This is a genomic window from Bacteroidetes bacterium GWF2_43_63, from assembly GCA_001769275.1.
Lineage (GTDB): Bacteria > Bacteroidota > Bacteroidia > Bacteroidales > DTU049 > GWF2-43-63.
In genome coordinates, this window is sequence record MEOQ01000039.1 from 1 (window position 1) to 22297 (window position 22297).

Genomic DNA, 22297 nt, shown 5'->3' on the forward strand with positions numbered 1-22297 from the left:
TAGTGCGACAAATTTCATCATTTTTTGTCACAACTAACTGATTTTCAATAGCGATTTTTCAACATGGCAACAGGGGCGGACAAGTCAGGAGCCCAACACATAGGCGCAGGAGTATTTTGTCAGATCGCCGATTGGATTGGCCAATGCGGTTGTCCGGTTTGACTTCATATTGAAAGTCCACGTGACTATTCCGGGATTTGATGACAACACCGTGTTGTAAGGACTCCCATACGATGCAGTACTTGTGTAGGCAAATACCCAATTGGCAGCATTGGCCGTTCCGCTGACATCGTTGCTCAACTCGATGCAATTGGGGGCTGTGGCTCTGCGGCGTGCGCCGAAATCTCCGCCGCCACGGATCACCGACCATGCACTGGTCCCTATCGCTCCGCTGGTTGTATAGGTATCGCTGGTAACAGAGTTGAAGTCATCTGAAAAAACAACTGTTTGCGCGTTCATGTTTTCTGAAAGCGCAAAAGTCAAAAGCAGCAACGCTGTTATGGCTGTAAAAAGTTTCTTTCCGGATGCAGTTTTAAGTGGCAGGGTAAACAGTTTCTTCATTCTTGAGGCAATTTGGGTAATACAGATTAAAACCAGTGAATTTCTTACGAAAAGCACCGGGACTGAAAGCCCAGATATAACAGATTAAGAAACCATCTCTGGTATTGCGGACAATTTGCCGACGCCCCAAGTCTGCAAACCCTTCTGTCGGAGAAGAAAAGAAATAATCTTTTTACCCTAACACCAGTTTTAACCAGAATTATTCTGATTAACTTTCAAATATAAGGACTCATTAAGCTGAAATCAAGGCAAATTCGCCGAACTCACCTGATTTTACATTTAAAAACCTAAATATAAGGACAAGATAATATTACACAATACATGCACCACCTAAAGTGGGACTCAAATACCGATGTTTGCCATAGCGAAAATCAATAATAAAAAGCCTATAGCATAAGATGAGATACCGGCTTCCACCTGCAAAGCTTGTGGACACGCGGAGACTGGGAACTTCATTAGACTTTTTTTATTGATTTTCGGAATTTTAAACAATTGAGTCATTAGCAGTGTCCGCCAGCTGGCGGCAAGTGTTGAATCTCTTTGCACCCAATACTTCCGGAGCCGCAGTATTCCCAGCTCCGAATCATCAGACGTTAATCCAGAGGGGAAAAATGATCGGCACCATCGGTTAGCCAATCGAGCGAAAATCTTGTAAAATACATTTGGTAAATTTCATATTCTCCAACCTCGTAATAAATTCCGATAGTACCGTCCGGCAGCACGCAGAGCGATGAATAAGCAGATGGTCCTGAATAAATAGTCTTTTTCACCGGCCACGAATTTCCTTCATCGTAGCTCATCAGAACCGATACATTTGTCCGGTTGGCTGCAAATGGAATTGAATGAAGAATTCGGTTTTTCGAAAATTGATTATTTACACAAGTGTATCTAAGAATATCACCGTTGCAAAATGGATCAGTAATTTCATTTTCAACATATGCAACGCCCCAGTTCAAGCCATAATCAGACGATTTATTGAAGCAACGGTAACCCGCATTCCGGATACTCATAAGAATTGTGCTATCGGCAAGCTCCACCATTTTTGCTTCGTCTCCTCCAGCTTTAGCCCGATCGATGCTTACATTCCAGGTGATTCCGTGATCGTCGGAATAAATCATATAATTATCAAGCGAGGTCGTAGAAGTTCTGCGCGCCGCTATCACTGCGGCAAGGCGACCATTGCTGAATTGCACAAAACTACCCGAAGCGACAAAAGCACCCAGCCAGGTTGTTGTGATGCCGTTGTTGCAACCAGCACCATAAATCATTTGGGTGATATCCGCAGGCGATGACCATGTGGTGCCATTGTCGGTGCTAATGCTTTGCATAATTTTAATCGGATATGCCGCTGTCGAAGTCCACAAACCGGGACCCGAGGCCATCAGACAAATAATATTTCCGGTCGTTTTATCGACACATAAAGCAGCATCGCCAAACCCCATAGTGGTATCGGCGCCTGCAATGGTCAAAGGAGCAGACCATGTTTCGCCCATATCAGTACTGCGACTGATGAGAATATCAATGTCGTTTGGTAAATCGGCAGAATTATTCCATCGCTTATCCGTAGCTGCAATGAGGGATCCGTCGGGTGCTGTTACTATGGCTGGAATTCGGTAATGTTTAGACCCCGCATCGTTGCAGCTAAAAAGAAGTGTGTTGGCGAGCAATATTGTTCTCGCCCCGCTCTGATTGGCAGCTGTATATGCTTTTCCACTCACAACAACGGAATCAATTACGGCATCTAACAGATTGCCTTCTGTGGCAGATGAGCTCACATCGTAAACAATCCAAAAATAATTGGTATCAGCGCTCAAAGCCTGATTACAACTTAAGGAAATTGCACCGGATATTGGTCTTTCTGAATCAAGAAGTACACTTCCGGTACCCGAATAAAAACGGTTGGAATCGGCCGTAAAATAAAGCTTAACAGCCATTACATCGCTGATATTGGTAGTGCCTGTCATCTTCATGGCCACCTGCGAAAGGGTTGCAGTATTTTCGGATGAATACACCTTGATGCCAAGAATGCGCTGATTGGAATCGCCAATTCCAGTTGGGAGCTCGCACTGATGAAAAGAAACTATTGTGTTTGCTTTTTGAGCGTCCGGAAAGTTTTGCATCTGAGCGTTCAGATGAGCAAGAAATATTGCCGAAAAAATAAAAACTATTATTGCTTTTTTCATGGGGGGATTATCAATTCAAATGTACAAATGATTTCAAAAACACTAAATCCAGATCGAATTTGTATAAGGATTCATGAACCTACAGTCTGAACATAGAACAAAAAAGGAGTTTTGTCGAAATTACCCGATTGCTTTAACATTAATATTACCTTTGCTCTAATTTACCGGAACCGTGATTCAAAAGCCCGAAACCAATTATAAATTAGTCTTTGCAATTGTACACTCCGCCACCTATAGCTGGCGTCTGGAAGCGTATGCAGTGCAGATTATGAACAACGGGATGTTTGCCTACAACCACATTCGTGTTGCGGCCAGCACTGTAAATCACTATACCAAAGAATACAACAACGCCGAGTACATGGTGCTTACGATTCTTGACGAATGCAGAAATGAATCGCTGGCACGCATCATCGGACACAACCGATTCAGACCGATTGATTTTGAAAAAGAAGTAAATCGCGACAACAATCTGATGCGCCGGGTTGTCAAACATCTTCGGAATAAAACGGACATGGCCATCAGCATTCTGGCCGACAATCAAATTCCGATCTATTTCAAAGGCGATATTCAGGATATCATCAACGAAAAGCCCATCATTCCTCTGATTGATAAAATGCACGTAAAATTCAAGTTTGCATTTATTGGCGGAGAAATGCATTATTCAATCACGACAGAGCTTTCAGGAAAAAAGGTAAAACTTACCGATAAAAATACTTTAATCCTCAATTATGATCCGTGCTGGCTCATTATGGATAATAAGTTCATTCAGGTTTCGGATAATGTTGACGGAAAAAAAATTCAGCCATTCCTGACCAAAGACGAAGTTGTGGTTGAGCAATCTCAGGTAGAAAATTATCTGAAAAAGTTTGTAAAACAGATCATCGCATTGTACCCGTTCGAACTGGAAGGGATTGAACATAAAGAATATAATAAGAATCCTGTTCCTGTCTTACGCATCGAAACAACGCTGCAAAACGAAATTATGCTAATGCTTCGGTTTCGCTACGATGATGTGGAATTTGAGCTTGATTCCAATATTCTATCTCATGTATCATTGCAAAAACACCGCGACCGTTTTTCATTTGATGTGATACGGCGTGACAGGAATTTCGAGAACGCAATTGTTGACTGGTTAAAGGATAATGGACTGTTGCCTGTGCATGGTTCGTATTTCGCTCCATTTCAGGTGCAGCTGGATGATGAGAATAAAAGTTCTTCGGAGAAATTATACAACATTGTCAACTTCGTTAATGATAATTCCGAATTGTTGCAGGAGAAAGGATTTGATATAGCTCAGTTGCTAAACCGCAAATTCTTTACTGGTCGAATTGAGCTCCAGCAGCAGTTTACAGAAGATCGCGACTGGTTCGATCTTCAGATATATGTTTTGTTCGGCGACTTCAGAATTCCTTTCAGTGCATTGCGGAAAAACATTCTGGAAAACAATCGTGAGCTGGTGCTGCCCGATGGTTCCATAGCGATATTGCCTGAAGAATGGTTCTCGAAGTTTCATGATCTGGCACTTATCAGCAAACCTGTTGGCGAAAACGTGCGTGTGAAAAAAAGTCAATATGGTTTCATCAGCAATATTCTGGAGGGAAACAACCGCGTTGAAAAATTTCTTGAAACAGCTGGAATTGGAGACTTCGCAATTGAAGACGCGCCTGAAGGTCTGAAAAAAGAGCTGCGCCCATATCAGCTGCGAGGTATGAGCTGGTTCATGTTTTTGCATAAAAACAATTTCGGAGGATGTCTGAGCGACGACATGGGATTAGGTAAAACCATTCAGGTGCTGGCTTTTCTGCTGAAAATGAAAAAGAGTTCACCCGTGATGGTGCCAAAAACACAACTTGATGTTTTCAGCACCGAAACCGTTGTTCACCACACAAAAACTTCGCTCATCATCATGCCGTTATCGCTGGTGCACAACTGGGAAAATGAGATCAGAACAACAGCTCCGGAGTTGAAGTCCTTAAATTACACGGGTCTTGGCCGACGCTTTAATCCCAAACAGATTGAAAAATACGATCTGGTGCTAACAACCTACGGAACTGTCCGCAACGACTTTGAAAAACTGAGTAAATACAATTTCCGTTTTGTGTTTCTCGATGAAAGTCAATATATAAAAAACCCGGAAAGCAAAATATTTGCAGCAGTTTCGAAACTCAATGCTGAACAGCGTTTTGTGCTTACCGGCACTCCTGTTGAAAATAGTCTGATCGATTTATGGTCACAACTTCAGTTTGTCAATCCAGGTTTGCTGGGTGACCTGAAATTTTTCCGCGACCACTTCTACCAGCCCATCGAAAAACGAGGTTCCAAATCTTCGGAGAAAAAATTCAGGCAAATCATCAACCCATTTATTCTGCGACGCACGAAAAATGAAGTTGCCAAAGAATTGCCGACACTGACAGAAAAAATTCATTTTTGTCCGATGACGCCGGAGCAACAGGAAGTGTATGAGAAGCGCAAATCGGAAGTCAGAAATTACATTATTGAAAGCACAAAGAAATATGGCGCAGACAAAGCCTACATGATCATTTTGTCAGGACTGATGCGCATGCGATTGCTTGCAAATCATCCGGGCATTACGGAAAAAGAATACGATGGCAGTTCCGGAAAATTTGATCAGGTTACTGAAAGCATAAAAAAAGTTTTAAGCGGCGGACACAAATTGCTCATCTTCTCACAGTTTGTAAAACACCTCACCTTATATGCGTCCTGGCTCGAAGAAGAAGGCATTCCATTTCTGATGCTGACTGGTCAGACCAACACCATGCAACGCGAAAACATGATTAAGCAATTTCAGAAAGGATATGATTATCCGATCTTTTTGATTTCGCTTAAAGCTGGTGGAGTCGGCCTGAATCTCACTGCGGCCGATTTTGTTTTTCTGCTCGATCCGTGGTGGAACCCGGCTGTGGAGCAGCAGGCCATTAATCGCACGCACCGCATCGGCCAAAATAAAAAAGTGATTTCTTATAAGTTTATTACCGAAGGCAGCATAGAAGAAAAAATTATTGCCCTTCAGGAAAAGAAGATGGATCTGTTCAATAATTTCATCAACCGGCGCTTCAGCAGCAACATCAGCAGCGAAGATCTGGTGGGACTGCTTGAATAGTGGTCAGTGGTGAGTGGCCAGTCGTCAGTGGCGAAGCTACTAAAAAAGAGCTGCGGAGCTCCATCAGATGCGCCTCCGCCTTCGGCGGAGTAAATTCCAGCGCAAAATACATTAGCCGATGGCAAGGCCTCGGGTAAAACGTGCGCAGCACCCGTTAAAGATGTCAAGGTCAAGATTGAAAATGTGTCACGCGTCAGGAGACGCGCGCCCATTTTGAGGTTATGAGGCGACCATATCACGTTTTACGTTTAGCCGTGAGAAAAGCTGATAGCGCATCGGATCATCGCCCGGGGCGAAGTCCCGGGAATACAATAAAAGCTGCAAAGCTCCGGTTAAAATATTTATTTATATTTGCATTACATCGTGGAAGCCGAAAAACGATTTTTAACAGAGTAGGCCCTTATTAATCCTTATAACTATGAATTGGAAATTACTGGTTTTGTTTCTGGGTATCGGTGTTTTCGCATCATGCGGTGGTGGCCCGAAAGACGATGCTGAAAAAGTATGCGATTGCGGCAACGGTATTATTACTATGCTGAATGACAATGCAAGCGAAAATGACGTTGAAGCTAAATGGAAAGAATGTGACGAACTTTTCGATCAGCTCGAAGACAAGTACAAAGACGACGAAGAAAAGCTGAAAGAATTCAACGAAGCCGGCGAAGCTTGCTCCGAAAAACTTGAAGAAGAAATGGATGCTGCCATGGAAAAATGGGAAGCAGCCCAGGAAGGCGGCGAGGAATAGTGCCTTTCGCTCAAAATAAAAAAAGCTGCCTTTGGGCAGCTTTTTTTATTTACAGTAATTGTAGCTGCATTCATTGAGTTTATTTGCACCAAAAAAGGCTGCCTCTTTTCAGAAGCAGCCTTCACATTGAACCATTACCGGTCATCTTATCTGAGCCAGCATGACGGATTTTTTGAGCTTCTGACATACGACAGACATTGGACAGCAATCTGGCATTGAACTAAAAGGAAAATACGTGTTACAATTTTTCACCGCTATTTTACAAATTACCAAATTGCTTTCTGCTGAAATTCCGTCATTGTTTTTGAACAGGAACAACTCGTCCGCTTTTGACATGTCGGGAACCATCTGTACAGAATCCGCTGAAACCGCTGAAACCGCCGATACCGCTGTTGTTGTACCCTGCGCCACGGCTGACTGATAAATGCCGGCAAATATTACTATTATAATAAAAACGCTTTTCATAGACAAATAGAATTGTATCACATACAAATTTAATTGTTTTAGCTACACTAATTACATCGGAATTGTTATTTAATTACGAAAAAGCATACTAATAACCCGTTTTAACAAATATATCGACATGTATAAAGGTCACGCTGATCCTGCTATCATCCTGATTCGCTGCTGTCACATTGAGTCATGCCTTCCGCAGGATAAACTCCGTCGAAGCGTTGAAGACTGGCTTTGCTGCCTCACTTCGATACGATGATGTCCGTAGTTAAATAATGCTCAATGTGGCATCACTGCTAATGACACACTTCTTGATTTTCTCTGCCGACGCTTCGACGGAGTTTATCCCGCTGCCGACATTTCGACTCCGCTCAATGTGACAGCGGCGGGGCTCAGCGTGACAGCAGCTTTTGTGTCATTTTTTATTTAGGTTGCGAGGCGCGCATCGCTGGATGTCTCAGTGTGACAGCAGGTTTTATCAGCTATCACAGCAAGTTTTTCGAAGCGAACAAAAGTCTAGAGTGGGTAGCGACCGGGAACTCAAATACTTTACTTCTGGTTTTCAGAATTTCCCAAACGACAAGGTCACATTTCCACCAAATCCGCGCAGTACATCGTCACTATATCCGTATAAATTCAATGGGGTTGTGAATCGATAGGACAGGCCGGCCGACAAGCGAATCCACTTAATCAGGTTCAGCTCAATTTCTGCTGCAGGCTCAATTATAAAATAATAAGATTCGTCCCTGATATCCCAATACGGCTCCCATGGCTCGTTATAATAAGTCGATAACGACATGGCGCCTCCAACACCCAGCAAAACAGGGAAAGACACATGCACCGGAAATTTCGGAAAAATAACCGGCTGCAACAAAAGTCCTGCATAGCCACCCTGCACGCTCGAATAATCGGATCCGGACTCATGTCCGACATACAGATCGTTTGAAAAACCCGTGGCTGCAAGTCCGATGGCAAAGCTGTGATTGATTATCCAGGCCGACCTGAACGAAGTGGTAAAAGCATTCTTGTCATCGATTTGCGAATAACCGCCACCAAGGCCGACATACCATCCGTTGCTGTGGTCGTGGCTACCAAACAAGGTCTTGATTTCATCGGTCTGAATACTGTCATTCTGAGCTATTGAACCCATTGTAAGCATCAGAAAAGCGGCAAGCGAAAGAATTATTTTTTTCATTTTCTTATTTTTTTGATGTGAAGTGATAACGAATACTGAAACCAAAATCCCAAAGATTTACGCGCAGAAAACGATCAGGGACAAATTCCGCGAATGGCTTATAATCTAACGAAAAGCTTAGCGGAAGTCTGTTGAAATTATAAGTGGCTGCCAGAAAAAAATCGGCCCCGATCACCGGTACCTGCCGGTATGCAGAATAGAATTCTTCCGGCGAATAAGCTGAACGGGTATTTCCGATATGCGCTCCAAATGCGGTTTGCATTGTTAATGGCCAATTGCGGCAAAGCAAAAGCGGTGTATTTTTCCCTTTGAGTACATAGAGTTGAATTCCATGGTTTCGGCTGAACAACATGCCTTCGACCCAGTCATCACTACCTGTAAGAACACGCAACGAAACACCCGAGCTCAGTCCCGACCTGATGCCAGCTTCCATATCATAGCTTTGAGAAAAACCATACAGCGAAATACTCAGCCAGGTAAATAAAACTACAAATTTTTTCATACTGAGTTTTTCAATGATGAATAACCTGACCACTTCCTAATACATTGACACTAACTGCAGCGGTGCCATAATAATGGACATTGCCGCTTCCGCTAATCACAACATCAAGCAGGTCCGAAACAGTGAGGTACATACTTCCCGAACCCGAAATATCGGCCATGCATTCGCTGACAGGAAAAGTGTAAGCGTGAATGTCACCGGAGCCTGATATTTTGAAATCGGCGCTGGTGGCTGACCCCGAGAGGTTAATGTCGCCCGAGCCGGAAATCGTAGCATCCACGGTGTTTGCAACAAGCTGCAGACTTATATCGCCAGAGCCCGACAGGCGAACATCCATGTGCTGCGCTGAAAGCGAGTCAGACTCAATGCTTCCACTGCCCGACAGCTCTATACTTTCAAGATCTGGCACATGCACATAAACGACGATTGGATAATTGGGGTCAAGATTGCGCCGATGTGCAACGTCAATAATCAATGTCCCATCGTGCACCTCTGTATCAATATAAGGAATCAGATTTTCTTCTCCCTCAATCTCGACAAAGCATGCGGTGTCACGAATAATTTTCACATCGAGCGAACCACTGCTTTCGACTGCCGTAAACTGGCCGGTATTGCGATGAACAGTTATCACATTGCAATTGCCTTCAATTCGATATGGATGAAAGCATGACTGCAAGGCCAATGTGATCACAACCATTGCAGCTAAAATAATTTTTGTTTTCATTTTGAACTTCATTTACTCCAATGTCTTTTGAAAAAATGAAGGGTTGCAAAATCGTTAAGATTTCTTTTTAAAAACATACTCAATCATGATAATTTGGACTCGTGCCATAAAATACTTTTCAAACCATTAACCATAAATTGTGAATCTACAGGTCCCATTTTGTCGAATAAAGCAGCGCATGTAATGTTCAAACAGCGCTGCAGACGGCACATGACAATTATCATACGTCCTGAAGATTAACAACAAAGCCATGTTTCATTAACAACTCCGTTGTAGGTTTCGCCTTTTGAGAGTGTATATTTGTATTTAGACTTAATCTAAATAACAATGAAAACCACTATACTCATCCTTGCCCTTTTCATCACACCGATGACCCTCAGCGCCAACTATGTCGTTGATTTTTCAAATCCGATGACCTATCAGACAACCTGCGGCTCCGTGCAGCCGTCACAGTGGTCCGTTTCCGGTCAGACCTGCGAATTATTGCTGCCACCACTCAAAGCCACCACCGATTCGGTCATCACGGTCAATTATCTTTTCCGCATCAACCAGAGTGGGAACCTCTATAAATGGGATAATCTTTCTCTTATGTACAAAATGGGAATTAACGGCACCTGGCAAACTGACACAACCATTACGGGTCAACTCAACAACAATGTGCGCGATATTGCCGGCAGCTTTATATTGAGCAAAGGCGACACCCTGCATTTCAAAGTTGTTGCCTACACCCGCAGCACATCTGGATTCTGGGCCGTAAAAACCGGCGACATTTCAATCAGCGGAGTAACGCCGGTTTATTTTCCACTCCCGGTAGAACTGCTGGATTTCAGCGGAATTCACAATGAGACCCGTCAAAGCAACCTGCTTTCCTGGTCCACAGCCAGTGAAACCAATAATGCAAAATTCGTTGTGGAACGATCTGAAGATGGAACGACCTATGAAATACTACAGACGCTTCCTGGTGCCGGAAATTCCAACATACTGCTAACCTACGAATATGAAGATTTCGGGATCGAAAAAGACTATTATTACCGGCTCACACAAATCGATTATGACGGCCAGTACGAAATATTCAGTCCATTATTTATTGAACAATTTTCCGAAACAAGCTCCAACTCAATGATTGAGAATGTCTGGATGAACGGAGATTTAATTTACTTCACCCTGAATTCAAAGTTGGACCAGCCCGTTTTTGTTTCATTGCACGATGTTTCAGGCAGCATAATCCATGAATCGCTCATAAATCCGGAAGAGATTGAGTCTTCCGTTGAATACTACGGAAATAAGGGCGCAATGCTGCTCTTAGTTATCAAAGATTCAAACGGTAACAGTGAGACACGAAAACTGATAACCCTTTAACCCATATAAAATCATGACTTAAAACAGAGCGGCTGCCCAATGACCCGGGGCGGCCGTTTCTTTGATTTAATTTTCCATTCTTATAATGAGAATATTTAAAAACTCAATCACCAAAAAGCATTATTGCAGAAACACTTTTTTGCTTTCACTAAGGCGATTACCATTAATGCTGATCATATAAACAGCATCCTGAAAAAGATTGCTGACTGTGATTTCATTTTGACCTGCAACAGCCGCAATTTGCTGCAGAAAAACGAGTCGTCCGCGCATATCGAAAATCCTTATCAAAGCAGGACTTTCATCCGGATTGAAAAACTGCATGTGAATCACATGAGCATCATCGGAATATGCAAATATGTTATAGCCAGTGGTGTTAATGTTATTGCTGCATTTCGCTTCTATCACCCAGCCCTCACTTTCGGTACCATCAAAATCTGTCTGACTTAACTTATAATAAAAGCTTTGATTTATGGTACCTGAATCGGTATAGTTGTAGAAAAGCGGAGTATTGGAATTACCTGCTCCGGGAATCTCAGCTACGTTGTCCCAGCTAAGCGCATCCGATGAACGCTCAATTGTGAAATAGTGATTGTTTGTTTCGGAAAGAGTGGCCCATCGTATAACCGGGTTCCCTTTATAATTGCAATCAGCATCAATGCTTGCAATTTCGACAGGCAACGAAGCTGGCTTTTCTGCGAGCATCCAGGTATAAAAATTTCCGCTTCCGGCATCGATTGAATTCACCTGATTAGCCGCCGCATTATTAACGCCAAACAGCGCTGTGCCAGAATTCCACGAAGGAGTCCATTGAGTACCATTCCAATATTGTGCAAGTAACCCCGATTCGCTGATTGTATTTGAAGGTGCAAATTCAACATCCCGGTAACTAAACGTGAGTGAACTTGCAGGATTTGAAGTCCAGTTTTCTTTTCTCAAAATCCAGAAACGATCAACTGCACTGAGGCTCTGATCGCCACCAGAGCCAAGTAGATTCATGTTTGCAACAACCGGCGAATAAACCGCAGGATAAACAGTATTGTTGTTTGCCGTAGCATATGTACTTGCAATGAGCGTCCCGCTTGATGATCCGGCCGTTGTAATATTATAGGACATGTCGATTTTCGAACCGGTTGCAGCAACTCCGAACGGAATAACAAAGGAGCCAGTGCCACTGTTTATGAGCCATGCAACACGATTTGTTTCATTCTCACTTTGTATAAATCCTGTGCCAGTACCGATCAGCGAAATACCTGCTGCGTTGCTCTGATTGATAGAAAGAACGCCGCCCGCATTGAGATTGATGACCACTGCGTTGTTGAGAATTAGGGCGTTGTTTTGTGCTGCAGCTGATACTGTGAACAAACTAATAACCGCAAATAATTGAATGCGAAAATTCATACTTTTTTGGGTTCGGGATTCACTCATTGTTTTCTATTGAGTCGTTTTCACCAGATTTAAGAATTGGCAATTCTGATTGAATGAGCTTCGAATCAGGTGTAAGCATCTGACCTGGTTCAGTTTTAGGGCCAGTGAAAACGCTCTTAGATTTTGGTTGTCCCCACAGTTCAGGCATCAGGTAGGTATCAGGCACCTTTTTCTGGACAATCACATTTTTCACCTCAGGATATGTTTGAATATACTTGTCATTTCGCTCGGCATAAACAACCCAGGAAACTTTTTGCCCGGCGTTGCCCCCAGCAATAATAAAAGATCCGTCTATTATTTCTTGCTTTATATACAATCCACTAGCCGGCGCGCCAATTGGTGTCAGCTGATATGAAAAGTTAATGTTGATTGCTTCAAAGTAGTCGGGCAATTGGACTTCAATTTCACCATGACTATCCAGCTCGACATTTCCTCTGTACAAATTCAGTACTTCAGGAGACTCCATTGAAAAGTGTCGCAGGATTTTATTTCCAGGATCAAATGGGTAATCAATTTCGAAAGATTTTGCTCCTGTAGCTGCAAACATGCCAACACTGTACAACCCATATCCAGCTGAGCCAAGATTATTTGACACTCCATAAACTCCGACCCAACCCAATCCCCAAACCCCAACATTTTTATAGGTTGTCCCAGAACTAGCATTCTGTCCAAAAACACCAGCACCTTGTCCATCAACTGTTTCGCCCCAAACACCCATGTATCCTCTACCATAAGTTCCAACAGCATTACTGGTAGTTGCCGTCCCATAATTCCTGCCGAATACTCCATAGCCAGCCTGATAATTTGACTCACCAACTGTTCCATTAAAACCTATACCATACACTCCATGCCCGCCCGTAGTGCGCAGGTTGTTTCCATATATAGCTGATTGTGCAGATCCAGTGGCAGCAATCTGGCCACTCACACCGTAAGCCAAACCACTCGAATTGCCCATGACTGCTGACGTAGGAGGAGTGACGCTCCCAACAGTTCCATAGTTAGAGTTGGTTGTAGCTTGTATAGTAGCATATTGTACCGAAGTACTCGTGTTATCTGCTGAAACTGCGACGCCGTTGTTGCTATGTGTAGATTTAAAACCAATAGAGCTTGCATTTGCATCAGAAAGATTCACACTGTTTGTTCCGCTGATAATTATATTTCTTCCTGAACCAGAACCACTACAACCATCATATGCTTGTTGCAAAGTCAAGCACATTGACCCACTAAGCATCCGCACCCATTTCGAGCCGTCCCAGTAGTAGTAACCTGGGGTAACATCGCCTGCCGAAGCGGTATTGAAAACCAGCAGACTTAATGCCGGAGCAGTTACCGGAGATGCTGAGCTGGTGGCACTTAAAGCTACTCTTGGTATTAGCAAACCTTTATTGGTACTTCGGATTTCAAGCATCGATGACGCATCAGGCACAATAGCTGTACTTGAAATGCCGACATTCTGGGCAAACGATGAAGCAGATACCACTGCCACAAAAACAAATAAAACCAATAGATTACGATTCATTCTAATTCCCTCCAAAGTTTACAACATGGTTATCATTCTTCCAATGTTCAAGAGTGAGCAAATATACAATGACATTATACCCTGGCCATATTTTAGCAGGTGACAAATGGTTAACATCCATCAAATCATATGCATGATGCATCATATGAAGTCAACATGAATAACTCATTGTCTTTTACATATAAACAGAAATTTATTATTAAGCAAAGGCAACTTTTTCCCCAACATCAATTACCTTTGTGTCGCGAAAGCACCGATTCTAAAATATTTTTGTCTGCAGCCCGATGTTATAAAAATCTCGCGGGAGCTGCCTGAAAAAGTGTTGTTCTCTTAACTGGAAAGCATTGCATCCAAAAGCATTGAAGTTGATTATGCAGGAAAAAGATGCAAAGTTGCCCTGTAGTTTTTGTTTATAAAAATTAAATCTCATGAATATCAAACCCACCGCCCGTCTCATTCTCAAAACAGGGAAAATTGAATCACTCAACCGCTTTCATCCCTGGGTGTTTTCGGGTGCTATCAAACGCATTGAAGGTGAACCGAAAGAAGGCGATCTGGTTGATTTGTACGACAATCACGATCATTTTCTTGCCATAGGCCAATATGGCGAAAGCAGTATTATTGCGCGCATTCTGACATTTCAAAAAGAAGAAATCAATCACGAGTTTTTTACGAAGAAATTTGCAACGGCCTGGGCATATCGCCAGAGCCTTGATCTGCTGCGCAAGGACAATAATGTGTTTCGCCTGATTCACGGAGAAGCCGACGGACTTCCAGGGCTGATTGTTGATTTCTACAACGGCGTAGCCGTCATGGAATTTCATACAGCCGGAATGGAAAACATAGCCCACGTCCTGTCAGCCGCTCTGTCAGAGGCTTGCAAAGATGATATAAAAACCATTGTCTCAAAAAGCAAAAGTACTAAAGAGAATGGGGCAAAGCTGCTTCTCGGCTCTGAACCTGTACTTCCGCATGAAATTATTGAAAACGGGAACAAGTTTCTTGTCAACTGGAGTGAAGGACAGAAGACCGGATTCTTCATCGATCAGCGCGAAAACAGGCAGATGGTGAAGGAATATTCCAAAGATCGCAAAGTGCTGAATATGTTTGGCTACACCGGTGGATTCTCGGTGTATGCGCTTGCCGGCGGTGCTCAGCAGGTTGTAACAGTTGACAGTTCTGAAAAAGCAATGGAATTGTGCAGACAAAATCTGTCATTGAATAATTTTGATCCTGAAAAAAATCCATGCGTAGCAAAAGATGCGCTGGACTATCTGAAAGAAATGCCGGCCGGAGAATTTGATTTGATTATTTTGGATCCTCCCGCTTATGCAAAGCGCGTAGACGCAAGACACAATGCCATTCAGGGCTACAAACGACTCAATGCCGAAGCATTATCAAAAATAAAAAGTGGCGGATACTTATTTACCTACAGTTGCTCGCAAGTGGTCGACCGCAATCATTTCAATGGCGCTATAACTGCCGCTGCTATTTCGGCTGGCCGCAAGGTACGCGTGATTGCTCAAACCTCACAGGCAGCATGTCACGGACATTCTTTGTTTCACCCTGAAGGGTTTTATTTAAAAGGGCTGGTGCTGTTTGTGGAATAGTGGTCAGGAGCCAGTGGTAAGGAGTAAGGAGTAAGGAGTAAGGAGTAAGTGGTAAGTGAAAGTGAAAGTGAAAGTGAAAGTTGGAAAATTTACTCACAACTGACTGCTGCTATCACCACCCTTGCCATTGTTTATCCAAACCATAGAATAGACGCCACAATTCGTGTTCGAACTGGACTGAGCGAAGTTGTTCCGCAGCAATTTTTTCGGGATCGGAATAATCGGTCTGATGCGGCATCAAACCCAATTGCATCGCGGTAATATACGGGTAACTGAAGCTTTTGAAAAAACTAAAATGATAATTCGATGCAGGAATTTCAGTCCTAAGTTGCGGAAAATAAAGCCAGGGACCGCCATGAAAAATAAGTGAATCATTTCTCTCAAACGAAGACAAAGGCTGGATTGCCAGAGGCAGTTTATACATCAGCCATGTTTGCGAATTAAAAATTTCATCAACTTTATAAATGAATCCGCGCAGGTTTTTATAACTACCATCTTCGACACTCAGACCGCTCAGATCGGGCTTGTCGTGCATGGGAAAATAAATTTCTCTCAATTCATCATCGGCATAAACTGACAGATTCCCTTTTATGAATGCGTCGTTCAGGACATCGAACAATGGCGCTGCAGAATCAGGACGAAAAAACAAAGACGTGGCATCGAAGATTGTATCGGAATAGTAGAACTTCTTAGAAGCCATAAAAATGTCGAAAGGATCCAGATAAAAAGATGACTGCGATGAGCCAGACATATCCATTACCCGCGCAGAAACCAAGGCTCCGTCGGGCGTAAATTCTTTGCGTTGACCCGTCGGGACACCATCCCTGTATTCGCACTGAAACTGCACTTTGCCATTCGTATGATAAATCTTTCTAAGCCCGTCGTAGAGCCCGTTTCTGAACTGAGTTTCGGACCGAATGGCTCCACTGGAATATTTTTCGATTTCCATTCCATGTTTTAATCCGCGACGAAATGGGACTGCGCTGATCAAATATTTTTGCGCTGTATCGTCCGAATACGCATCGAACTCAGGAATAGCGCTGACGATTATTCCTCTGCCGAAACGCACGCCGCCTTTTCCCGGAATGCGCGCCCGATGCAGGAATACATTGCCTTGCTCAGTAAAATCAATCACCACTTTTCCTTTGCCATTTTTTGAAAACAAGATCCATTTTCCGGTGCGGAAATTATTTTTAAACTCGCCTTTTGCTTTCAACTGTCCATTTGAAAAATACGATTTATAAGGACCATTCAGCAATCCATTCTGCCAGGTTGCGACAATACTGTCGCCATTATACACCGACTTTTTCGAGCCGCTATACTGATCCCATTTTTCAAGATCGCTTTGGGTCGGAAAATCAGGAACAGCAATCTGCGCGCAGGCCAGCAAGCTGATGAAAGCAAGTATCGCGGTGATGAAGATTCTCATGGATGAAATTTTACAAATGTATGTAAATTATGAATTCGTTACACGTGGAATTTATCCCGCTGGAAGCGGGGAGCGTTACAGTCGTTACAAGCGTTACGCGTGACAAGGGTGACAGAATGACTTTACGGCGAGGGCGAAGCTTTGTAATGCACCGTGCTGCATGCTACATACGGATGAGACAGGGCAGTGAAGTATTCAAGGTTGGGCGTAGTCTAATAATGATAATCTGCTGGGATTAGTCTGGAGACTAATCCCAACAAAAACATTAAAAAAGACTACGCCCAACCTTTGATTAAATGTCTTTATACACTTCCGCCAGATTGTTTTCGACAACGTGCATAACGGCTACCAGAGCGCCTTCGGCAGAGTAGCAGAATTTTTTCTGCATGCTTTTGAGCATAAATTTTATATCGCTTTTCAGTCGTGAATCATACGAGTTGAAATTCTCTGTGTGATATTCAGTAAGTGCGCGGCGGAAATTGCTGTTGGCCATATAGGGCTCCAGGGCATGCTTTTTCAACGTGTCGCCATATTTTTTAAAGAGCTGTGCAAACTGTTCGGTTTCGGTGATATCCATTTTTTTAATTCTTATATCCTGCGAAAGCGTACGTGCAATATATTCTTTATGAATGGCTCGTCGCCGGCTTGAAATCTCAGTTGCAGTAAGTCCTTCTCCAAACAAATATTGTTCAATGGTGTACAACCATGCTTCAGTAATGGTGAATTCATCATCCGTATATTTCGAACGAACGGTCTCACCTACTTCGAAGTTGAGCGCATAGAGATAATTACTGATGGCATCTTTGATCTGTTTCTCATTTACATTGAAAATCGCCTCTTTCACTTCTTCGAGGATAGAAATTTCATATAATCTGAAAAGCGCATCAATAAACCCTTTCGGAACCATCGAAGCTGTTTTTTCCTGTAGATTCCGGAAGTACTCCGCCACATTTCCCATTGTTATCAGTTCTCCTTTGTCACGGAATTTTGCAACAAATTCATTGAACAGCGAAAGCGATTGACGGCCTGAAACACCGCTCTGGCCCTCAATTTCGCTCAATTCAAGCAAACGCTTTCTTATAGGCTTGGTAAAACGTTTTACATCTTCTTCGGTGAGCCATTCTGGTACAAAACCCCTGTAGAGGTCCATTCTGAGCAAGAGCAAATCATCGTCAGTGTAACGGATGTACAATTGCTTATTGGAAATCCAGCTTTGCAAAACATCGTTGCCAAGATCGAGACGGGTGCTGATAATTATTTTGGCGAAATTTTCAAAAACGTGCGGTAGAAACATCCTGCCGACATTTTTTCCAAATTTGTTTTTATAAATTTTCAGCTCAGTATCATAATCCAAAACATAAGGTATCGTCACAGAAATAATACGATCCTGAAAAGACCTGATGTTTTCGAAATGCTTGCGGTCTTCCGCATTCAGCAACCCCATGAACAGACTCGTCACTTTTTCTTCAATATGTTCAACCTTGTGAACGCCATCGCTGATAACACCATGCAGATTGACAAGGCGTTTTACATTATTGTCTTTGATATCCATGAGCGCATACACTCCATTGTTGGTGTAGGCCAGGTCAGAATGAACAAAACGAATATCGTCGCTGCGAAAAAAGTTGTTCAGAAATCGCTGCAGGTTTTCATTCACAATGAGCCCGCGCATCCCTTCATCACCGGGATTCCAGACGCTGATGCCTTTTCCGAACTGACGGTTAAACTCAACGCGGCGCACATAAATCATATTAAAAACCTCGGCCGGATCATCCAGCTGATCGATCAGCTGATTGTAAATCGAACTGCAGATGGAACAGGGCGTATCTTTCAGAATCCACTCATACTCTTTCGATGTGGTAAACTTCTTATATACCGACTTGTCGAGCAAAAGTTCCTTCAGAAGATCTTTCCTAAGCTCTCGCGGAATCATCAGTATAGGATGATCATTGTTTGGGCATGAGAACATGAGAGAGTTACTACTCTCTTTGTCTTCGTCGGACAAATCCTCCAAAGCTTCATTTGGAATTTCTACAAATCCTTTGCGCAGCCGCGTCAGATCAATCTTCCAGTAAACACTAAAAAGGCGGCCTTCAGGAATTCTGGTATATTCTTCAAGTTTAATCAGTAGATTATTCAGAAACGTAGATTTGCCACTGCCCGGAGGGCCTTCGAAAAAATAAATATGATTGTTTTGTATGCCCTGACGGAAACTTTTAGCAAGATTCATAAATCGGTTTGCAAAAACACGATCAGCGAAAAACGGCTCGTCAACCCCATTTTCAAGCAAGTCGGTGGTATTGTATCCTAAAAAACCAACCGAATCATCGCTCACTGGAAAATCGTCTTCGGTTTCAGGAATGTAATAATGCACCATGTCGTAGAAAAGCTGAAAAATGTTTCGGAAAACAAGTTCCGGCTTCAGGTTGGCAATGAATAAAAAATCATTATACGACATCGGAATGCGACGATCTTTTTCGCGCAAGCCCTGAGAGAGTTTCAGGATGGACTCGAGTTTTTTGCCATGTTCAACAATGTCGATGGCGCCCAGTTTCTGCGATGTTTTAGATTTCTTTACCATGACCAGCCCTACAGATTAGTTTTATTTATTTTCTTGTCAGAACAAGAATAGAGCACTCTCCGGAACTCAAACATTTCATCTTCGTTTTCAGCTTCGCGGTTTACTACAATGTCGGTTGTTTCAAGCTTCACTTCGCCGCCCCACAAAAAACATAGCCCATTCAATACTTCCGGAATAAACTCCTGCACCAGCTGTTTCCCTTCGAACTGATGCGTAAGATACAGGCACTCATCTGTAGTCTTGTTTGTGTCGGGCTGCACAACCGGCGGATGATACAAACTGTCAACAAGCATTTTCTTGTAATCCGCGGCCTTTCTGCTTTTCACGTAATATTCAATGGTGCCTTCTTCCGGATTGGGGCGTTTCCCGACAACAAATAAATCATGCATATCAACAAATTCCTGCGTTACAAAAGTGTTGATCAGCATGAAATCGTTGAAGTTTTCACGTAATGAAAATATGGCTTTCTGCCCGTTTCCGGTTTTCAGATCAAATTTATTTTTATCGTCGGTGAGCAGCAGCCGCTGATACTCCAACGTCATCTTGCCTTTTTCGGCCAGGTCTTCTACATATTCAATTAATCGCAGACCGATGGCGTATGGATTCAGCCCAACACGGCTCAACGAAGTTACGCCAGCGTTCAAAACCCCATACCCTACTTCGTGCCCGACAATGCGATCGTCGCCTCTGAACAGCTTGTCGTGCCAGTAACTGGCCCAGCCTTCGTTCAATATTTTTGTTCTGATTTGCGGCGCAAAATACTGAGCTGTATTACGCACAATCGTCAGAATTGCTTTCATCCAATTGTTGCCATCACGCTTCAGGAAAGGGCTGTGATCGCGGATGAATTCAAGCAGATCGGTTGGTGGCTCTGTCGGATGCCAGTTTTTGAAAGCGCTTTCAAATTCAGTATGTCTTGACTTGATATCTGAAAAGAATGCTGTGATTCCCAGCTCGCCCTGCGATTCAGTGAGATCGTTATATCGCTCTTGTTCTTTAAAAATGGCCAGATCCTGCACCTTCAGAACATCAGGCAAAAAATGATTGAAATAAAACGAAACCATCGGTTGCGGATCCATTTCCGAGGGATAATCCATCCGCGACAAGGTTTTGAAGTACCCGGTTATATTATCAATGCTGCGTGTAAACTCAATAATGTAATCTGTCCAGCGGCCATATTTACTTCGGTAAGACTCGATCAGGCGTTTGTCGCTGAGCGCCACTCCAACAAAATCATCATTCCATGTATGCTCGAAAAGCCGATTGTGCCTGAAAAAATCAATATGTGCCAACACATGATAAAAAATCATGATGTTCATCCAGTCCGGATTGTTGTCGTTGTAAAACGAAATCGCCGGACGGCTGTTGATCACGGTTTCATAGGGATTGGACGGATAGAGTTTGTATTTGCCATATTCCTTGAGCACCTCCACATCGTTTACCCAGAAATCGTACAACGTAGGAATCATGACCTTTGGCGATAGTTCGAGCAGGTCTTTGTTGGTCACAATGTATTCGAGTGTTTCATTGCCGAATTCAAGACCCTGCGCCTGCGCCCTGATCTTGCATTGCTCCATTACGGCCTTGGTATGTTGATCTAACAGATACATCTTATTCGCTTACCAGTTTCTTGATTGATTCAATGATGCGGGTTTCATCGGCGGTTTCGGCGTTGAAACCATCGATGCGGAATTCCTTCCGTCTTTTTTGAGCTATACCCGATTGAGCAATGTTTTTCTCAACCGTCGTTTCGTTTTCACCAGTCCAGGAATTCTTCGAAACAGTAATTCCGATGCGACTTACAACTGGAAGTAGTTTATTCAGTTCTTCATTCAGTTCCTTGCCATCGCTGTCCCAGTCATCGCCGTCGGTGCCGTAGAAAACATAGATATTGTAATCACGCGCTAAGTTTTCGGTCTGGATAATTTTATTGACCATCGCAAACGCAGGTGCCACGCGGGTTCCACCAGCTACCTGCAGTTGATAGTATTGCTGAAAATTATCGACTTCCTTTGCTTCGGTGTCGTGAACAATAAAACGGCTGACCACATTGTTGCTAAACTGATACATCAGCCAGCTGTAGATGAATAAATGCTGCGTTGCAATGGCTTCAGTAGGTTTACCCTGCATCGATCCGCTGTAGTCGCGCACAAAAAACACAATCGCCTGATTCTCGAAATCCATTTCGGCCGACATGATGCGGTAAACGAGATCGTCAGGACTAATGATGAGTTTGCTGGTATCAACCGGCTCGCCAGGCAGAATATTGCCCAGCTGAATATTTGTTTCTACAATGCGCTTAATGGTGGCTTTTTTCTCAAGAAGCTGACCAAATCCACGGTTGCGGTCGGTCAGGTCGTAAGTGATTTTCGTCAGACTACGTTTGCTGCCCTTGGGTTTTATGTTCGGCAACTGAAATTTCTCAGTCAGAATTTTTCCAAGATCATACACATCGCTTCCTTCTTCGTGGCTCTCGCCACCGCCTTGTCCAGCTCCCTGTCCTTCGCCTTCGCCCTGTTGCGGCTGTGCTTTTTGTTTGCCGATCACTTCGCCTTCTTCACCTTCGCCAGAGCCACCGGTCGAATCTTCATCGGTAATACTGTCGTCGTGATAAAATTTTGGCTCTGTGGTTGAAGGCACAATCACCACTTTGCTTTTCTTGCCTTTGCCGGGTTTTACAATTTTCCCAAGCCTGATACGCCTTGTAAAGCCATCTTCTTCGCGCTTTTTATCTTTATCGAGCAAGTCTTCGAGCGAACGCAGCATCAATCGGGCATCGGGCGCCGGAGTGTGATATCCGGGAAGCACCATCCAGTCGTGCATGAAATATAGTGAATGACTTCGCGCATCCGGATCGAACATGGTCGGATTTTCACGCAGCAATTCATTG

The 22297-nt window shown here is 43.3% G+C and carries 17 protein-coding genes; 5 read left to right on the top strand and 12 right to left on the bottom strand.

Going from position 1 to position 22297, the window contains the following annotated elements; translation table 11 throughout:
- Positions 1-84 precede the first annotated feature (84 nt).
- Positions 85-459 carry a hypothetical protein gene (locus A2W93_06935; GenBank protein ID OFY53749.1) on the bottom strand — a complete coding sequence of 125 codons (375 nt, stop codon included), beginning with the start codon at positions 457-459 and terminating at the stop codon, positions 85-87.
- On the opposite strand from A2W93_06935, the gene A2W93_06940 reads away from it, so the two are divergent.
- Positions 458-649 (top strand): hypothetical protein, encoded by a 192-nt coding sequence (locus tag A2W93_06940; GenBank protein ID OFY53750.1) that lies wholly within the window; start codon positions 458-460, stop codon positions 647-649. The two genes, A2W93_06935 and A2W93_06940, sit on opposite strands and share 2 nt — an antisense overlap.
- A 505-nt stretch (positions 650-1154) precedes the next feature.
- Here A2W93_06940 and A2W93_06945 read toward each other — a convergent pair.
- Positions 1155-2744: a hypothetical protein gene (locus A2W93_06945; protein ID OFY53751.1), complete on the bottom strand. Its 1590-nt coding sequence runs from the start codon at positions 2742-2744 to the stop codon at positions 1155-1157.
- Between the two features lie 172 nt (positions 2745-2916).
- On the opposite strand from A2W93_06945, the gene A2W93_06950 reads away from it, so the two are divergent.
- Positions 2917-5865, top strand: a complete 2949-nt coding sequence (locus A2W93_06950; protein OFY53752.1) for a hypothetical protein — start codon at positions 2917-2919, stop codon at positions 5863-5865.
- A 418-nt stretch (positions 5866-6283) separates the two neighbouring features.
- Entirely contained in the window at positions 6284-6610 is a 327-nt protein-coding gene (locus tag A2W93_06955) for a hypothetical protein (protein OFY53753.1), read from the top strand.
- A 141-nt stretch (positions 6611-6751) separates the two neighbouring features.
- Here A2W93_06955 and A2W93_06960 read toward each other — a convergent pair whose 3' ends face one another.
- From A2W93_06960 to A2W93_06975, 4 genes are all read right to left on the bottom strand, one after another.
- A complete protein-coding gene (locus A2W93_06960) occupies positions 6752-7075 on the bottom strand; it encodes a hypothetical protein (GenBank protein ID OFY53754.1) in 324 nt (107 codons plus the stop codon).
- A 550-nt stretch (positions 7076-7625) separates the two neighbouring features.
- Positions 7626-8303: a hypothetical protein gene (locus tag A2W93_06965; protein ID OFY53755.1), complete on the bottom strand. Its 678-nt coding sequence runs from the start codon at positions 8301-8303 to the stop codon at positions 7626-7628.
- Entirely contained in the window at positions 8263-8760 is a 498-nt protein-coding gene (locus tag A2W93_06970; protein OFY53756.1) for a hypothetical protein, read from the bottom strand. Before A2W93_06970 ends, A2W93_06965 begins: the two co-directional genes overlap by 41 nt.
- A 10-nt stretch (positions 8761-8770) precedes the next feature.
- Positions 8771-9484, bottom strand: a complete 714-nt coding sequence (locus tag A2W93_06975; protein ID OFY53787.1) for a hypothetical protein — start codon at positions 9482-9484, stop codon at positions 8771-8773.
- Between the two features lie 327 nt (positions 9485-9811).
- On the opposite strand from A2W93_06975, the gene A2W93_06980 reads away from it, so the two are divergent.
- Positions 9812-10843 (top strand): hypothetical protein, encoded by a 1032-nt coding sequence (locus A2W93_06980; protein ID OFY53757.1) that lies wholly within the window; start codon positions 9812-9814, stop codon positions 10841-10843.
- A gap of 120 nt (positions 10844-10963) precedes the next feature.
- Here A2W93_06980 and A2W93_06985 read toward each other — a convergent pair whose 3' ends face one another.
- Together A2W93_06985 and A2W93_06990 are read right to left on the bottom strand one after the other, a co-directional pair.
- A complete protein-coding gene (locus A2W93_06985) occupies positions 10964-12268 on the bottom strand; it encodes a hypothetical protein (protein ID OFY53758.1) in 1305 nt (434 codons plus the stop codon).
- Positions 12261-13787 (bottom strand): hypothetical protein, encoded by a 1527-nt coding sequence (locus A2W93_06990; GenBank protein ID OFY53759.1) that lies wholly within the window; start codon positions 13785-13787, stop codon positions 12261-12263. The genes A2W93_06985 and A2W93_06990 overlap by 8 nt, the downstream gene beginning before the upstream one ends.
- Before the next feature lie 428 nt (positions 13788-14215).
- On the opposite strand from A2W93_06990, the gene A2W93_06995 reads away from it, so the two are divergent.
- Positions 14216-15397 carry a hypothetical protein gene (locus A2W93_06995; protein ID OFY53760.1) on the top strand — a complete coding sequence of 394 codons (1182 nt, stop codon included), beginning with the start codon at positions 14216-14218 and terminating at the stop codon, positions 15395-15397.
- Between the two features lie 112 nt (positions 15398-15509).
- On the opposite strand, the gene A2W93_07000 is transcribed toward A2W93_06995, so the two are convergent.
- The 4 genes from A2W93_07000 to A2W93_07015 all read right to left on the bottom strand — a co-directional run bounded on the left by A2W93_07000 (position 15510) and on the right by A2W93_07015 (position 22170).
- Positions 15510-16826: a hypothetical protein gene (locus tag A2W93_07000; GenBank protein ID OFY53761.1), complete on the bottom strand. Its 1317-nt coding sequence runs from the start codon at positions 16824-16826 to the stop codon at positions 15510-15512.
- A gap of 292 nt (positions 16827-17118) precedes the next feature.
- Positions 17119-19362: a hypothetical protein gene (locus A2W93_07005; GenBank protein OFY53788.1), complete on the bottom strand. Its 2244-nt coding sequence runs from the start codon at positions 19360-19362 to the stop codon at positions 17119-17121.
- Positions 19363-19415: 53 nt separating this feature from the next.
- Positions 19416-21017 (bottom strand): SpoVR family protein, encoded by a 1602-nt coding sequence (locus tag A2W93_07010; GenBank protein ID OFY53762.1) that lies wholly within the window; start codon positions 21015-21017, stop codon positions 19416-19418.
- A 1-nt stretch (position 21018) separates the two neighbouring features.
- Positions 21019-22170 (bottom strand): hypothetical protein, encoded by a 1152-nt coding sequence (locus tag A2W93_07015; protein OFY53789.1) that lies wholly within the window; start codon positions 22168-22170, stop codon positions 21019-21021.
- Positions 22171-22297 lie beyond the last annotated feature (127 nt).

Excerpts from the sequence above, each read along its gene's own strand:
- A2W93_06940 (OFY53750.1), top strand. The coding sequence starts at position 458 with ATGTTTTCTGAAAGCGCAAAAGTCAAAAGCAGCAACGCTGTTATGGCT.
- A2W93_06935 (OFY53749.1), bottom strand. The coding sequence starts at position 459 with ATGAACGCGCAAACAGTTGTTTTTTCAGATGACTTCAACTCTGTTACC.
- A2W93_06945 (OFY53751.1), bottom strand. The coding sequence starts at position 2,744 with ATGAAAAAAGCAATAATAGTTTTTATTTTTTCGGCAATATTTCTTGCT.
- A2W93_06955 (OFY53753.1), top strand. The coding sequence starts at position 6,284 with ATGAATTGGAAATTACTGGTTTTGTTTCTGGGTATCGGTGTTTTCGCA.
- A2W93_06960 (OFY53754.1), bottom strand. The coding sequence starts at position 7,075 with ATGAAAAGCGTTTTTATTATAATAGTAATATTTGCCGGCATTTATCAG.
- A2W93_06970 (OFY53756.1), bottom strand. The coding sequence starts at position 8,760 with ATGAAAAAATTTGTAGTTTTATTTACCTGGCTGAGTATTTCGCTGTAT.
- A2W93_06975 (OFY53787.1), bottom strand. The coding sequence starts at position 9,484 with ATGAAAACAAAAATTATTTTAGCTGCAATGGTTGTGATCACATTGGCC.
- A2W93_06980 (OFY53757.1), top strand. The coding sequence starts at position 9,812 with ATGAAAACCACTATACTCATCCTTGCCCTTTTCATCACACCGATGACC.
- A2W93_06985 (OFY53758.1), bottom strand. The coding sequence starts at position 12,268 with ATGAGTGAATCCCGAACCCAAAAAAGTATGAATTTTCGCATTCAATTA.
- A2W93_06990 (OFY53759.1), bottom strand. The coding sequence starts at position 13,787 with ATGAATCGTAATCTATTGGTTTTATTTGTTTTTGTGGCAGTGGTATCT.
- A2W93_06995 (OFY53760.1), top strand. The coding sequence starts at position 14,216 with ATGAATATCAAACCCACCGCCCGTCTCATTCTCAAAACAGGGAAAATT.
- A2W93_07000 (OFY53761.1), bottom strand. The coding sequence starts at position 16,826 with ATGAGAATCTTCATCACCGCGATACTTGCTTTCATCAGCTTGCTGGCC.
- A2W93_07010 (OFY53762.1), bottom strand. The coding sequence starts at position 21,017 with ATGTATCTGTTAGATCAACATACCAAGGCCGTAATGGAGCAATGCAAG.